The following is a 14,792-nucleotide window of genomic DNA, read 5'->3' on the forward strand; positions in this document are numbered from 1 at the left end:
TTGGCGATCGGAAAATCGTCGGTCAGGCAATATTGACAGCGTCTTGCGGGGAATGCGCTTCGGCGTGTCGCAGCGGGCGTCGGTCGTGATGCCGCGTCGATGGCGGTCCGGTCATGCCGTGGAAAAGGACGATATGAACAACGATGATGTCGACCGTGAGGCGCAGTGGGATGCATTGCTTCCGGATCGGGTGATTCTGCTTACGGGTGCGGAGCGGTTGCCGAGGGACCTGTCGGCGTTTTGCGCCGAAGACGAGAAGGGTGTGTGCGTCATCCGCTATCGCGTGGAGCGTTTCGATGCCGCGGACGGCGGTGTCTGCATCATACGGTCGGTGCAGGGGTGCGGTCTGGTGCCGCATGGCGAGGAGCGGTTGCCGATGCGTGAATGCTGTGTCACCTGCGCCATCAAATCCGATGCCGAACGCATGGTCGTCGGCTTGGGCGGGGCCGTTCGCCGGTGCGGTGTGCGGTCGGGTGTCACGTTTGTCGTGGTGCTGCCCGTCGGTCTGCAGGCGTTCCCGATCGCCCGATATATGGAGGACTGCTTCGCGTTCGCCGACGATATCGGGGACCATGGTGAGACGATGCCGACTCCGCGTGTGTCTTCCGTCGTCTCCGCGGTGGATGAGTCGGGGCTGCGGACCTGTCTGTTCGATGATGCGCCGTTCTCCGTGCGGGCCGACGGTGACGGGGCTGTGGATGTGTCGGTCGATGACGGTCGGAGTGTCGGGGAGGTTCAGGCGGCGTTGCTGCGTGAGGCTGATCGATTGCTGGTCGTCTCCGTCGTTCCGGGTCCGGGCGAGTCCGCCGCGGATTGCGGGTTGACGTGGATGGGGGAGCTGGCCACCCAGATTCGTGGAGGCGAGGCCGCGGACATCGCACGTGCCTGCGATGCCGATTGGGGTGCCATCGCCGGCGGGCGGTATGACTCCGGCGCCGCGCAGCGGCGTCTTGACGCGCTGGCGTTGCATGCGGAATGCGGCGAGGTGAGTCGGGTGCATGAGCCGGTGCGACTGATCTGCGCGTCGGATGGATTCGAGTCGACGATGGTTCACTCGGTCCGGCCCGTCCATCCGGGGCGGCTGTCCGCTTTGCTTGGCGGATTGGGGGAGAACGGATCGGCGTCCCGTGTGCATATTCGTGGTCATTTCACCGTGCCCACGCGTCCGTTCTCGGTGTTCGTATGGGATGGCGGCCCCGGCGGCGTCTCCATCGAGGAACTGGATAACGCCGATGGCAACCTGCCGTGCATGACCGTATTGCAGGTGGTGGCCGAAGGGCATGTGGATATTCCATTGCGATTGGAGTGGTTGCTGTTGACCGATGAGGAAATGCGTGTGCCGGCTACGTCATGGTTCGATCAGACCGATGAATTCACGTTGTGGAGTGTGTCGGGAAGTCGATGAACGACACGCTGATGATAATGAATCTCATTTACTGGGTATACTAATCATCGGAATTATTGATATTGGATATCAATAACGATATGAAGGATTTCGACTATCGCGTCGTATATCACAAAACAATGGAGCAGACAATGGAGCATCAGATGAACATGACAACCAAGGTCAAGCGTGTTGCGGCCGGTGTAGCCGCATTGTTGATGGTCGCAGGACTCGCGGCCTGCGGCAGCTCGAACGCCGGCGGCGCGTCGTCGTCGCAGGACGCCGACGGCAAGATCACCGTGGTGGCGAGCATCAACCAGTGGGGATCCGTGGCCAAGGATCTCGGTGGCGACAAGGTGAACGTCGAATCCATCATGAAGGCCACGAACGTCGAGGCGCACGATTACGAGCCGACCTCCACCGACGTCGCCACGTTCAACAAGGCGCAGGTGGCCGTCGTCAACGGCGCCGACTACGACCCGTGGGCCAGCAAGGCCACCGAAGGTACCAAGGCCACCGTGGTCGACGCCGCCGAAACCGCGGGCAAGGCGGAAGGCGACAACCCGCACGTCTGGTTCTCCAAGGATGTGCGCGAAAAGACCGCCGACGCCATCACGGCGGCTTATGAGAAGGCCATGCCCGACCAGAAGGACTACTTCGAACAGCAGCACAAGGCCTGGGAGGAGAAGGAGAAGGCCGTCGAAGACAAGATCGAATCCGCCAAGGCCAAGACCAAGGGCGTGCCGTACGCGGCCAGCGAGTCCGTGGCATGGTATCTCGCCGACGACCTTGGCATGACCGATGCCACGACGAGCGGCTACAAGAACGCCAGCGCCAACGAAAGCGAACCGTCGCCCGCCGACATCAAGCAGTTCTCCGACGCCCTGAAGGCGGGGAAGATGAAGGTGTTCGTGCTGAACACCCAGGAGGAGGATTCCACCACCAAGCAGCTGATCGACGCCGCGAACAAGGGAAATGTGCCCACGGTCGACCTTACCGAGCAGATGCCGCAGGAATACGATGATCTCACCGACTGGATGAGCGCACTGGTCGACGATTTCGCCGATGCGGTGAAGTGATCGCCTGATTTGCGTGATCTACGGCGAGGTCCTTCCCACACACAGAAGCTGCGGGAAGGACCTCGCCGTATTTATTTACCTGGACTTATTGGCGTTGAGGGGAGCCGACGAGACGAAACCACTCACCACAATAGGCTCCCCTCGTTGAGGGGAGCCGATAAGACGCGCAACGACTCACCAATAGGCTCCCCTCAGCGAGGGGAGCCTATGTCTACGCCTCAGTGTAGGGCCGTCGTCAGCGGCCCAACTGCTGGGCGTTCTCGATGAGCGCGTTCTTCAGGTCGCCCTCAAGCTGGCGCATCTTCACCTCGGCGGCCTGACGGCTGGCCTTGCCCTCCTTCTGGATCTGCACGGTCTCGCGCAGTGTGGCGATCAGCTCGGAGTTCACCTTCTCCAACGTCTCGATGTCGACCACCGAACGCTGGTTCGCCTTCTCCGCATCCACCGCGCCCTGATGCAGCGCGCGGGCGTTGGCCTGGATGAGCTTGTTGGTCACGTCGTCGGTCTTCTTCTGCAGTTCGAGCGCCTGACGCTGGTTCTCCAGACCGAGTGCGATGACCATCTGGCTCTTCCACACGGGAATCGTGGTGGAGATCGTGGTGTCGATCTTGTCGCACACCATCTGGTCGGCGTTCTGGATGATCTTGATCTGCGGCGCGGTCTGCAGGCAGATCACGCTCACGCGGTCGAGGTCGTCGAGACGCTTCGCGAAGCGTTCCAGCTTGGCCTTGAAGTCGGAGAGGATCTGCGCCTGCATCGGATCCTGCGAGGCGGCGGCCTCCTGTTCGAGCTTCGGCAGCTGGTTCGCGTTGAAGTCGGCCAACGCCTTCTTTCCGGCGAGCACGGTGATCTTCAGGTCGCGGTACTGCTCGGCGTTGCGGTCGTACATGGTGTTGAACATCGAGATGTCGGAGATGAGCTGGCTCTGCGAGCTTTCCAGCTTGGCGATGATGTCGTCGATCTGCGAGGAGACCTTCTCGTAGCGGCGGCGCAGCTTGTTGATGTTCACCGCAATGGTGCCGAGGATCGGCACCTTCTTGATGCCGCTGAGCTCCGCCTCGTCCACGGTGACGAGCAGCCCCTGCAGCAGCTCGCCCGCCTGCCCGGCGTCCTTGGAGCGGGTCTTGGCGAGGATGTCGTCGGCGAACGTGGAGGTGGCGCGCTGCACGTCCTTGCCGTACGCGGACTCGATGCCCGCCTTGGTCAGGTCGAGCGAGCCGGCCAGCTGCGTCACCTTGGCCTGGTCGGCGGGGCTGAGGTTCGCGATCTGCTGGTCGGGCGTGGCGTTGGCGGCCAGCGCCTGGTCGTTGCCCGTGGTGGCGAGGTCCACGGAACTGGTGGTCTGCGTGCCCCCGGAGAGGTCGCTGAGGCTGATTTCCTTCATGGTTCATTGTCCTTTCGAGAGCGTGGTGATGATCGCCTGCATGGCGTCGTTGCTGGGCAGTTCCGATACCGCCGTGATCTGGTCGACGGTGCCGGGCACCTTGAACCGCTTGATGCCGTCGGTGCCGGTGAAGTTCGCGGAACGGAACCCGTGGCGCTGCCAGGCCAGCTTCTGCATGTCGTCGCTCTTGAGCAGCGTCAGCAGTTTGCGGCCCTTGTCGTCGAGCGGGATCAGCATGTGCGTGGACCACACGGTCGGCGTCGGATAGACGATGACGATGTCGTCCTTGACCTGGTTCCACGCGTCGGGCTGGTTCACGGCCACGTCGAGCACCTGGCTCTCATAGCCGATCATCATGGGTTTCGATCCGACGCCGAGCGTGAGGAACTGGTTGAAGCTGTCCTCCGAACTCGTCTCCATCCAACCGGATTTCGAGAAGATCGACTGCAGGGTGGCCTGGTCGCGTTGCACGGACTGCACGGTCGCCGGCTGCCCGCCGTTCAGCACCGTGGCCACGAGGGCCGCGTATTCGTTGCCGGAATTCGACTTGACCGGGTCGGTGGAGTCGATGCGGAACTGTCCGTAGCCGCCCGACCAGCCGACCTGCGCCCATGTCTTGTTGGTCTTCAGCGCGTCGACGGCCTTGGCCATGTCCATGCGGTAGACGCCGTCGGTCTTGCTCATGATGCCGGATTTCACGAGACCGTCCGCCACCTGCTTATGCGTGTAGACGACGATGGGGGAGTTGAAGACGATATCGGCTCCCGACGTATCGATCTTTTTCGACTTGCCGTATTCGACGGCGACCTTGGAGGACGGGAAGAGATAGTCCATGCCGTTGTTGTCGGCGTCCATCATGGCGAGGGAGCCGGCCTTGCGGTAGTCGATCTTGAGGCCGTTCTTTGCGGCGAGGTCCTTGAACTCCTGGTCCTCGAACAGGGTGATCTTCTCGCCGCCCAGATAGCCGGTCACGCTTTCGGTCTTCACGGGCTTGGGCGCGGTGCTGGTCTTCCAGTTGCGGAACACGGTGACGCCGCCGAGCACCAGCACCACGACGAGCAGTGCCGCCAGTCCGATGACCTTGGATTTGGAGAGTTTCACGACCTGACTCCTTTCTGAGTCGTTGCGTCGTAAGCCGATGCGTCGTATGGGGGGACGTTGGACGTGGATTGCCTTGCGGGCTGCCCGTTCGGCGTTGCGTGCGTGGGCGCGGACCGGTGGATGCCGCTCGCAGGAGAGCCGGACGGCGACGTCGTGGGGGTCTCATAGGGAATCGGCGACACGTAGGAGGATTCCGGCTGCTTCCGTCCGCCGCCTGGAAGGGTGTCCCGTGCCGTCTCCACGCTGTAGCCGTCCATGCTGGCGAGGCGGGCGATGGCCTCGGAGTCGGCGGAAAGGGCGAGGGTCTTCGCTTCGACGGCGTGGGAGAGTTCGCCTGCCGCGGTCTGTTCGAGCACCTGCATGGCGTTGATGGTCTCGATGCGCGCCTTGGCTATCTGGTCGCGGGCGCCGGAGCGTTCGACCTCCACGTAGCCCTGCAGCAGGCTTTGCGTCTGGTCGCCGTATACGTTGATGAAGTGGCGGAGGGTTTCGTATGATCGGGGGTTCTCCTCGACGAACGCCGTGAGCGCGCGCGTGGCGACGACGATGTCGTTGACCTCCTTGCGTACCGCGGGGTCCCTCACCTGCGCGATCAGGGCGGAGATGGCCTTCATGCGCGCGTTGGCCGCGTCGATGGCCTCGACGGCCTTCTGCCCGTTGGGCACGGCGGAGGCGAGCACCTTGCCGAGCTTGCGTTCCGGCTGGGTGAGGTAGGAGACGCCGATGTATCCGACGGCGGCCACGACCACGGCGCCGACGAGGCCGACGATTCCGCCTCCGGCCACCCAGAACGTCAGGGCGGCGAGGCCCAGACCTGCGATGAAGCTGACGATGGTGCTGATCATCCGTTGAATCCCTTCACCTGACGGAAGATGGAGGCCAGGTCCTCGGATCGTCCGTCGAACACCTTCGCGTTGGAGAGCTTGGCGAGTTCGTTGAGCTGTGCGGGATCGGCCTCGCCGAACATGATGGAGAACACGGGGATGTCGTGGCCGGACGCCTTGTACTGCTTGGTGAACGCGTCCTTGTTGCCGGTCTGGGAGACGCCGTCGGTCATCAGCACGATGGCCGTGGTGTAGTCGCCGGTGTTGGCGGGCAGGTTCTGCAGGGCCTTTTCGAGGCCGGCGTAGATGTCGGTGCCGCCGATGGTGTCGGTCTGCTGTCCGCGCTGGAGGAGCGGGGTGGTGGCTGCGCCGGTGGCCTTGGTCGGGTCCTGCGCGTCGCCGGAGAACGGGATGAGGATGTTCACGTCGTTCTTGCCGGCTTCGAGATGCGACTGCTTGGCCTGGTTCTGGTCGAGTGCGGCGTTGAGTCCGCGCACCACGCCATCCTTGCCGGCGCCCTGCATGGAACCGGAGTAGTCGACCACCCATACCGTCCAGCTGGCCTTGCGCAGATTGGACTGGTAGACGTTCAGGGATTCGTTGATGACGTCGGCCGCGGGCAGGGGGATGGTCTTCAACGCGTCGGCGCCGGTGTTGATGCCCCATTCGGTGCGGAACGATTCCTTGACCTTGGCGTCGTTCTTATAGGTGAGCACGCCGGCGAGGCCGGTGCGGCGTCCCGCGCGCTCGAACAGCAGCTTGGCGTCCTTGGACTGGAGCGCCTTGGCGAAGGAGCCGAAGGCGTCGTCGAGGTTCTGGCCGCGGTCCACGTAGCCGAGCGGGGAGTCGGAGACGGCGATGCCGTCGGACGTGTAGACGGCGAGCAGCGGGTCCTTGTTCTTGGCGGTCAGGGCCTTGTCGGCCTGGATGACGAGGCTTTCGTAGTTGACCATGGCGTCGAACCGGTCGGGGTTGGCCACGACCATGTCCTTGAGCCAGTCGCTTGACCCGGAGGAGCGGTCCACTCCGGAGAGCAGCGTGTGCACGGACGTCTGCACGTTCGCGTTGTTGAGGTCGGCCTTGGTGAGTGCCTGGTTCTTGCCGGCGATGGCGGTGAGGAACGCGAGGTAGGCGCTGGCGCCGGAGTTCGACTGGGTGGCGCTGGTCATGGAGAACGTGAGTTTCCTGGCCTTCACGGCGTCGATGATGTCCTGGGTCTTGACGGGCTTGGTGGTGCCGTCGGCGTTGGCCCAGCCGAGTTTTTCGGCCTTGGATTTGGCGATGCCGAAGACGACCGGCGTGGTGGAGGTGCTTTGCGCGTTCTTGACGATGTGTTTGGTGTCGCCCATGGTGATCCACATGCTGGAGGCCGGCCAGACGGCGTCGTACTTGCCGCCACCGTCCTGGAGGAGCTTCATGATGTCGAGGGAGCCCATGTAGTCGATGGTCACGCCGATCTTGGAGTCGTCGACGGCGCGTTGTATGGCCGTGGAGACCTCCTTGTTCTCGGAGCCGGAGGCGATCTTCAGCGTGGCCGTGGCGTTGCCGTCGGCGGGTTTGTAGGTCTCGGTCTTGCCGTTGTTGGAGCTGGCGGGCTTGGCGGATGAAGTGGGGTCGGTCTGCGAGGTGTCGGGCGACGTCGATGCCCCGCCTCCGTTGTTCTGCTGCGAGTTTGTGCCGCCGGCGCAGCCGGCGAGCATCATCACCATCGCGAGCACGGCGGCGATGGCCGCGATCGTCCAGGTTTTCATCGACGAATGTACTGCCCTGAACATCTCATCTCCTGTTATCCGAGTCTTTCCGCGTCGCATGATTCGCTTGGTGAATATCGACGAAAAGACACTGTTCCGTATATCCATTGTCGTTCGGCGACGTTGCCGAGGGCGGATTTAAAAATGAACGAAGAATGAACAGGAGGTTACGTTTTGGTGTGTATTTTCGGGGGTGTTGAAACTGTGCTGTCTGAAAGGCGTTGTTTGGCAGGGTGATGCCGACGTCAATCATTATACGGGGGTATGGTGATGTTATCGGAGATTAATGGGAAAACGTCGATGGAACGTGGGGATGGCGGCGCTTTCTTTGGTGAAGGACTCCCCTCAGTCCGCCTTCGGCGGCCAGCTCCCCTCAAGGAGGGAAGCCGATGAAGAAGGTGCATGTCCTAGTTGTGTGGATGATGATGGCTCCCCTCAGCGAGGGGAGCTGGTAAGGAAGGGGTGTGCCTTGACGGTATGCATGATTCGGCTCCCCTCGCTGAGGGGAGCCGTCGGCGTCAGCCGACTGAGGGGAGTGACACTTTGGACGTTCATCTCCCCTCAGACCGCCTACGGCGGCCGGCTCCCCTCAAGGAGGGGAGCCGGAAGAGATGCCCCGTCGTTGCTGCTGAAGTGAAATAACGTGTGTGGCCGCAAGGCGTGGGGGACGAAGGCGTACGATGGTACGTCGAGTTCCGTGCCCCGTCGTTGCTGCTGAAGTGAAATAACGTGTGTGGCCGCAAGGCGTGGGGGACGAAGGCGTACGATGGTACGTCGAGTTCCCCACAACGCAGCGGACACTCCGTTATTTCACTTCAAGGCTTTGGCACCGATGTCGTGTCGATAAAACATCCCCTCCGTATCGAGCGAGTCGATGATTGCGTAGACTTTGTCCTGCGCGGCTTGGAGGGTGTCGGCGGTGGTTTCGACGAGAAGGACGCGGCCGGAGTTGGCGATGAGCTGGCTGCTGCCGTCGTTGGTGGTGACGCCGGCGTAGTAGACGTGGGAGTCGGGGTCGACGGCGATGTCGGGGACCTTGGCGCCTTTGACGACGTTGGTGGGGTAGCCGTTGGAGGCGAGGACGACGCCGAGGGTGGCGCGCTGGTCGTCCCAGGTGAAGGTGGGGGTTTCGCCGTTGAGGATGGCCCAGATGCCGGCGCCGAGGTCGGAGGTGAGTTTGGGGAGGACGACTTCGGTTTCGGGGTCGCCGAAGCGGGCGTTGAATTCGATGACCTTGGGGCCGTCGGCGGTGGCGATGAGGCCGGCGTAGAGGATGCCGGTGAAGGGGGTGCCTTCGTCGACCATGGCCTGGGTGACGGGTTTGACGATGGTGTCGATGGCCTGGTCGACGACGGTCTGGGAGATCTGGGGGACGGGGCTGTAGGCGCCCATGCCGCCGGTGTTGGGGCCTTCGTCGTTGTCGTAGGCGCGCTTGTGGTCCTGGGAGATGGGCATGGTCCAGAATTCGTTGCCGCGGACGAAGCTCATGAGGGAGAATTCCTGGCCTTCGAGGAATTCCTCGATGACGACGGATGCGCCGGCGGCGCCGAATCGGTGGTCGATGAATATTTCGTCGAGGGCTTCGATGGCTTCGTCTTCGGTCATGGCGACGGTGACGCCTTTGCCGGCGGCGAGTCCGTCGGCCTTGATGACGATGGGGGCGCCGTGCTCCTTGACGTAGGCGACGGCGGGGTCGAGGCTTTCGAAGGTGGCGTAGGCGGCGGTGGGCACGTCGTGACGCTGCATGAGTTCCTTGGCGAAGGTTTTGGAGCCTTCGATCTGGGCGGCTTTTTTGTTGGGGCCGAAGGCTTTGACGCCGGCGGCCTCGTAGTCGTCGACGAGTCCTTCGATGAGGGGGACTTCGGGGCCGATGAACACCCAGTCGATGTCGTTCTGCAGGGCGAAGTCGATGAGGGCGGCGTGGTTCTCCTCGTTGAGCTGGACGACGTGGATGCCGTCGGCGCTCATGCCGGGGTTGCCGGGCGCGACGTACACTTCGCTGACGGTGTCGCCTTTGAGGAGGGTGTGCGCGATGGTGTGTTCGCGGGCGCCGGATCCGATGACCAGTACTTTCTGACCCATGGGTGAAGTCCTTTCTGGGGATTGCTGGGGAATGGGTTCGGCCGGCGCCCGCCGGTGCGGGGCGCCGGCCGAACCCTTGGTTCTTTTGCGATGCTGGGGATGATTGGTTGCGCGTTGGCGCGGGGTCACAGGCCCTTGTGCAGCTGGACGCGGGTGCCGTCGATGTCCTTGACGATGCGGCCGACGGTGTGGTGCTCCTCGCCGTGCTCGTCGAGGATGCGTTCGACTTCGGAGGCCTTGTCGGGGGAGACGATGAGCACCATGCCGATGCCCATGTTGAAGATGTTGTACATCTCAAGCTCGTCGATGCCGCCGAGGTTCTGCAGCAGACGGAAGATCGGCGGGACGTCCCAGCTGGTGATGTCGAACGCGGCGGCCAGACCTTCGGGGATGATGCGCGGGACCTTTTCGATGAAGGCGCCGCCGGTGATGTGGGCAACGCCGTGCAGCAGGTCGTCGCCGTCGAAGAGGGGCTTGAGCGCCTTGGCGTAGATGCGGGTGGGCTTGATGATCTCCTCGCCGAGGGTTTCGCCGCCGAGTTCCTCCGGCTTGGAGTCGATGGCGAGGTCATGGTCCTTGAAGAGGACCTTGCGCACCAGCGAGTAGCCGTTGGAGTGAATGCCGGAGGAGGGGAGGCCGATGAGCACGTCGCCTTCGGCGATCTTCGTGCCGTCGATGACCTTCGACTTCTCGACCACGCCGACGGTGAATCCGGCCAGGTCGTATTCGTCGGCGTCGTACATGTCGGGCATTTCGGCGGTTTCGCCGCCGACCAATGCGGCGCCGGCCTGCACGCAGCCGTCGGCCACGCCCTTGACGACCTGTTCGAGCAGGGAGGGATCGTTCTTGCCGCAGGCGATGTAGTCGAGGAAGAACAGCGGTTCGGCGCCCTGGGCGAGGATGTCGTTGACGCACATGGCCACGCAGTCCTGACCGATGGTATCGTGCTTGTTCATCATCTTGGCGACCATGAGCTTGGTGCCGACGCCGTCGGTGCCGGAGACCAGCACCGGTTCCTTGTAGCCCAGGGAGGCGAGGTCGAACAGTCCGCCGAATCCGCCGATGCCGCCGGCACCGGGGCGGGCGGTGCGCGCCACATGGGACTTGATGCGATTGACGACCTCGTACCCGGCCTCTACGCTGACTCCTGCCTTCTCATACGCTTCAGGCATGATGTTCCTTTCTTGTTTCCGCAAGTTCGCTTGCGACGTGTTCGTGCTGTCGTATATGTCCGTGTTCCGGACGCCGGCCGCGGCTCAGGCGTCCACGCTGGCGTATTCGTTGCCCTGGTAGTCGCTGTCGTGGGCGGCGAACCGGGGGAGGCGCTCGCGGTCCTCGGGGGTGAGGGACCTGAGGAAGTCCTGCTCGTAGTCGTCGAGCGCGGTCGGGTAGTCGCCGTTGAAGTAGGCGACGCACAGGCCGCCATAGGGGGCGTCCTCGTGCAGTCCGATGCATTCGACGAGTCCGTCGAGCGAGAGGAAGGCGAGGGAGTCGGCGCCGATGTATTCGCGGATCTCCTCCACGCTTTTCTTGCCGGCGATGAGCTCCTTGGTGGTGGAGATGTCGATGCCGTAGAAGCAGGGGTATTTGAGCGGCGGCGAGCTGATGCGCATGTGGACCTCGGCGGCACCGGCCTCCTTGAGCAGCTGCACGATGCGCTTCGACGTGGTGCCGCGCACGATGGAGTCGTCGATGACGACGACGCGCTTGCCCTTGACCACGCCGCGCACGGCGGAGAGCTTCATGCGCACGCCCTGTTCACGCAGCTCCTGCGTGGGCTGGATGAAGGTGCGGGCGACGTACTGGTTCTTGATGAGGCCCATCTCGTTGGGCAGGCCGGCCTTCTCCGCGTAGCCGGATGCGGCGGAGAGCGAGGAGTTGGGCACGCCGATGACCATGTCGGCGTCCACCGGGGACTCCTGGGCGAGGCGGGCGCCCATGCGCTTGCGCGCGGAGTGCACGTTGACGCCGTAGATGTTGGAATCGGGGCGGGCGAAGTAGATGAACTCCATGGAGCAGATGGACAGCTGCGTGTGGTCGGTGTAGGTGTCGATGGTGTATCCGTCGTCGTTGACGACGATGATCTCGCCGGGTCGGATGTCGCGCACGAGTTCGGCGCCGACGATGTCGAGCGCGCAGGTCTCGGACGCGAGCACGTAGGCGCCGTTCTTCATGCGACCGAGGGAGAGGGGACGGAAGCCGTTCGGGTCGAGCGCGCCGATCATGGCGTCCTCGGTCATGAGCAGGTAGGCGAAGCCGCCGTGCACCTTGCACAGCGACTCCTTGAGCTTGTCCATGAAGGTGGGCTGGTCGGAGCGTCGGATGAGGTGCATGAGCACCTCGGTGTCGGAGTTGGAGTGGAAGATCGCGCCTTCGTCTTCGAGGTTGCGGCGCAGGGTGCGGCAGTTGGTGAGGTTGCCGTTGTGGCACAGGGCCATGTCGCCGTCGTGGAAGCGGAAGATGAACGGCTGGATGTTGTCGGTGGATCCGGAGCCCGCCGTGGCATAGCGCACGTGGCCGATGGCCTTGTCTCCGGAGAGTCGGGTGATTTCGCGTTCGTCGCCGAACACTTGGGTGAGTAGGCCCAGACCGCGGTGGCCGATGAGATGGCCGTCATCGTTCGAGACGATGCCGGCGCCCTCCTGGCCGCGGTGCTGCAGGGCGTGAAGACCGAAATAGGTGAGGCGCGCCGCGTCCGGATGACCCCAGACGCCGAAGACACCGCATTCCTCGTGAATTTCTTCCAGTTCGGCGGACAAGCCACTCGCTCCTTCATATAGAGTTAACGCAGGATTCAATCGTCCCCACGATACCAATCGCTCGCTACAATCCCCATTCGTCGTGGCGGCGTGCGCTTCGAATTTGATGAAACATTTGTTCTATATTACAATGGTGGTTATTCGAAAAATCGAACATTTGTTTTATTGATGTTGGGTGCAATGCCGGTCAGGATTGCAGTGGGCGGAATTGCAGTGGCCGGGATTGCAGCGGTTGCGATGAACGTGGTTGCGATGAAAGGAGGTGTATCGCGATGTCGCAAGGTGGGGGCGACGTGGCGTGTGCCGCCGGTGGCGTGCGCGGGCCGGATCGCGGACGCCACGGCGGGCGCACGTACATTGCGATTGATCTGAAGTCGTTCTATGCGTCGGCGGAATGCGCGGAACGGGGGCTGGACCCGTTGGATACGCATCTGGTGGTGGCCGACGTGAGCCGTACCGAGAAGACCATCTGCCTTGCCGTGTCGCCGTCGTTGAAGGCATACGGCATTCCCGGGCGCGCCAGACTGTTCGAGGTGGTGCGGAAGGTGCGGCAGATCAACGCCGAGCGGCGTATGCGGGCACCCGGCCATCGTCTGACGGGGGAGTCGTGCGTGGCGTCCGAGCTGAAGGCGAATCCGCGTCTGGCGTTGTCCTATGTCGCGGCGAAGCCTCGGATGGCCCTGTATCTCGAACGCAGCGCACAGATATACGGCATCTATCTCAAATACGCCGCCGCCGAGGACATCCACGTGTATTCCATCGACGAGGTGTTCATGGACGTCACCCGGTATCTGCGTGCTGCTGGCATGACGCCTCGCCGACTGGCCATGACCATCGTGCGCGACATCCTCGCGAACACGGGCATCACCGCCACGGCGGGCATCGGCACGAACATGTATCTCGCCAAGGTGGCCATGGACATCGTCGCCAAGCACATGCCCGCCGACCGCGACGGCGTGCGCGTCGCCGAACTCGATGAGATGTCGTATCGGCGGCTGCTGTGGGGGCATCGTCCGCTCACCGACTTCTGGCGGGTCGGCCGCGGCTATGCACGCAGGCTGGAGGCCCATGGCATCACCACCATGGGCGACATCGCACGCTGCTCGCTTGGCGGTGCGACGGACTATCCCAACGAAGACCTGCTGTACCGGTTGTTCGGCGTGAACGCGGAACCGCTCATCGACCATGCGTGGGGCTGGGAGCCATGCACCATCGCCGACATCAAGGCGTACCGTCCGGAATCCAGCAGCATGAGCTCCGGACAGGTGCTGCACGAACCCTATGATTTCACGCACGCACGCGTCATCGTCAAGGAGATGGCGGACCAGCTCGCGCTGGACATGACGGGCAAGGGGCTGAGGACCGACCATGTGTCGCTCATGGTGGGCTACGACATCGAGAACCTCGGCGGGCGGAAGGACGACTGCGGCATGGGGAAGGCGCCGGGAACCGACGCCTCACGGTATGCGGGGGTCGTGGCCACTGACCATTACGGGCGCAAGGTGCCGAAAGCCGCTCACTCCTCGGCCGATCTGGAGACGTGCACATCGTCCTCCAGACGTCTCGTCGACGCCGTCGTAGGCATCTACGACCGCATCGTCGATCCGGATCTGACCATACGCCGCATCACCGTCGTCTTCGGACGGCTCCGCCCCGCGTCAACGGCCGAGTCCGGCGTCCGCTACGAACAGCCGGACCTGTTCACCGACGCGGACAGGGAGGAGCGGCGCCGGAGAACGGCGGAAGCGGAGGAGGAGAGGGAGCATGATATGCAGATGACCCTGCTGAACATCAAACACCGGTTCGGTAGAAACGCCGTCATCAAAGGCATGAACCTTGAAGAAGGCGCCACCGGCATCGAACGCAACAGCCAGATCGGCGGCCACGCAGCCTGACCCCATATCCTGGCCCCATATCCCGCTCTCATATGAAAAATTGGGAAACACGTGAAAGGAGAGACCATGCCGTTGACTCCGACCAGCCGCTACGACGACATCATCACCATGCCACACCACCAGTCATATACGCGGCCGCGCATGTCCATGCACAACCGCGCCGCGCAGTTCATGCCGTTCGCCGCCCTCAACGGCTACGACGCCATCATCATGGAGACCGCGCGGCAGACCAGGCGGCGTGTGGAACTCGACGCCGACGCACGGCAAACACTGGACGAACGACTCCGAGGCATCATCGGAAACGCATCGGACCATCCACGCATCGAGGTCACGTTCTTCACACCCGACCAGCGCAAGGACGGCGGCACATACGTCACCGTTTACGGCGAACTGCGTCGCATCGACGAAGCACGCCGTCTCCTCATGCTCGCCAACGGCAGGTCCATTCCATTGAACGACGTCATCGACATCCGGGAAACCGACTGCAAGAACAGTGCTGATGAGAACAGTGCCGACGATAGCACGCGATAGAC

Annotated in this window: 11 protein-coding genes; 4 read left to right on the forward strand and 7 right to left on the reverse strand. The window is 63.1% G+C overall.

Annotated features, from left to right (window positions below):
* Positions 1-133: 133 nt before the first annotated feature.
* Together DF200_RS06415 and DF200_RS06420 are read left to right on the forward strand one after the other, a co-directional pair.
* On the forward strand, positions 134-1,405 hold the full coding sequence (locus DF200_RS06415) for a hypothetical protein (RefSeq protein WP_146192034.1): 1,272 nt from the start codon (positions 134-136) through the stop codon (positions 1,403-1,405).
* Between the two features lie 143 nt (positions 1,406-1,548).
* On the forward strand, positions 1,549-2,463 hold the full coding sequence (locus DF200_RS06420; protein WP_109137477.1) for a metal ABC transporter solute-binding protein, Zn/Mn family: 915 nt from the start codon (positions 1,549-1,551) through the stop codon (positions 2,461-2,463).
* Positions 2,464-2,698: 235 nt separating this feature from the next.
* Here DF200_RS06420 and DF200_RS06425 read toward each other — a convergent pair whose 3' ends face one another.
* The 7 genes from DF200_RS06425 to purF all read right to left on the reverse strand — a co-directional run bounded on the left by DF200_RS06425 (position 2,699) and on the right by purF (position 12,364).
* Positions 2,699-3,847 (reverse strand): toxic anion resistance protein, encoded by a 1,149-nt coding sequence (locus tag DF200_RS06425; RefSeq protein WP_109137456.1) that lies wholly within the window; start codon positions 3,845-3,847, stop codon positions 2,699-2,701.
* 3 nt (positions 3,848-3,850) lie between these two features.
* Positions 3,851-4,948, reverse strand: a complete 1,098-nt coding sequence (locus DF200_RS06430) for a substrate-binding domain-containing protein (protein WP_158275799.1) — start codon at positions 4,946-4,948, stop codon at positions 3,851-3,853.
* Entirely contained in the window at positions 4,945-5,793 is an 849-nt protein-coding gene (locus DF200_RS06435) for a 5-bromo-4-chloroindolyl phosphate hydrolysis family protein (RefSeq protein WP_109137458.1), read from the reverse strand. Before DF200_RS06435 ends, DF200_RS06430 begins: the two co-directional genes overlap by 4 nt.
* The gene (locus DF200_RS06440; protein WP_241520167.1) at positions 5,790-7,547 is read right to left on the reverse strand and encodes a vWA domain-containing protein; all 1,758 of its coding nucleotides are present in this window, start codon (positions 7,545-7,547) and stop codon (positions 5,790-5,792) included. The genes DF200_RS06435 and DF200_RS06440 overlap by 4 nt, the downstream gene beginning before the upstream one ends.
* Before the next feature lie 786 nt (positions 7,548-8,333).
* Positions 8,334-9,605 carry a phosphoribosylamine--glycine ligase gene (gene purD / locus DF200_RS06445; protein ID WP_109137459.1) on the reverse strand — a complete coding sequence of 424 codons (1,272 nt, stop codon included), beginning with the start codon at positions 9,603-9,605 and terminating at the stop codon, positions 8,334-8,336.
* A 125-nt stretch (positions 9,606-9,730) separates the two neighbouring features.
* The gene (gene purM, locus DF200_RS06450; protein WP_109137460.1) at positions 9,731-10,777 is read right to left on the reverse strand and encodes a phosphoribosylformylglycinamidine cyclo-ligase; all 1,047 of its coding nucleotides are present in this window, start codon (positions 10,775-10,777) and stop codon (positions 9,731-9,733) included.
* A gap of 84 nt (positions 10,778-10,861) precedes the next feature.
* Positions 10,862-12,364 carry an amidophosphoribosyltransferase gene (purF, locus tag DF200_RS06455; protein WP_109137461.1) on the reverse strand — a complete coding sequence of 501 codons (1,503 nt, stop codon included), beginning with the start codon at positions 12,362-12,364 and terminating at the stop codon, positions 10,862-10,864.
* A 272-nt stretch (positions 12,365-12,636) separates the two neighbouring features.
* On the opposite strand from purF, the gene DF200_RS06460 reads away from it, so the two are divergent.
* Both DF200_RS06460 and DF200_RS06465 read left to right on the forward strand, forming a co-directional pair.
* Positions 12,637-14,259: a Y-family DNA polymerase gene (locus DF200_RS06460; RefSeq protein WP_109137462.1), complete on the forward strand. Its 1,623-nt coding sequence runs from the start codon at positions 12,637-12,639 to the stop codon at positions 14,257-14,259.
* 66 nt (positions 14,260-14,325) lie between these two features.
* Entirely contained in the window at positions 14,326-14,790 is a 465-nt protein-coding gene (locus tag DF200_RS06465) for a hypothetical protein (RefSeq protein WP_109137463.1), read from the forward strand.
* Positions 14,791-14,792 lie beyond the last annotated feature (2 nt).

The sequence above is a fragment of the Bifidobacterium catulorum genome, assembly GCF_003129925.1.
Taxonomy (GTDB): domain Bacteria; phylum Actinomycetota; class Actinomycetes; order Actinomycetales; family Bifidobacteriaceae; genus Galliscardovia; species Galliscardovia catulorum.

Excerpts from the sequence above, each read along its gene's own strand:
- purD (WP_109137459.1), bottom strand. The coding sequence starts at position 9,605 with ATGGGTCAGAAAGTACTGGTCATCGGATCCGGCGCCCGCGAACACACC.
- DF200_RS06425 (WP_109137456.1), bottom strand. The coding sequence starts at position 3,847 with ATGAAGGAAATCAGCCTCAGCGACCTCTCCGGGGGCACGCAGACCACC.
- DF200_RS06465 (WP_109137463.1), top strand. The coding sequence starts at position 14,326 with ATGCCGTTGACTCCGACCAGCCGCTACGACGACATCATCACCATGCCA.
- DF200_RS06435 (WP_109137458.1), bottom strand. The coding sequence starts at position 5,793 with ATGATCAGCACCATCGTCAGCTTCATCGCAGGTCTGGGCCTCGCCGCC.
- DF200_RS06415 (WP_146192034.1), top strand. The coding sequence starts at position 134 with ATGAACAACGATGATGTCGACCGTGAGGCGCAGTGGGATGCATTGCTT.
- purM (WP_109137460.1), bottom strand. The coding sequence starts at position 10,777 with ATGCCTGAAGCGTATGAGAAGGCAGGAGTCAGCGTAGAGGCCGGGTAC.
- DF200_RS06460 (WP_109137462.1), top strand. The coding sequence starts at position 12,637 with ATGTCGCAAGGTGGGGGCGACGTGGCGTGTGCCGCCGGTGGCGTGCGC.
- DF200_RS06420 (WP_109137477.1), top strand. The coding sequence starts at position 1,549 with ATGAACATGACAACCAAGGTCAAGCGTGTTGCGGCCGGTGTAGCCGCA.
- DF200_RS06440 (WP_241520167.1), bottom strand. The coding sequence starts at position 7,547 with ATGTTCAGGGCAGTACATTCGTCGATGAAAACCTGGACGATCGCGGCC.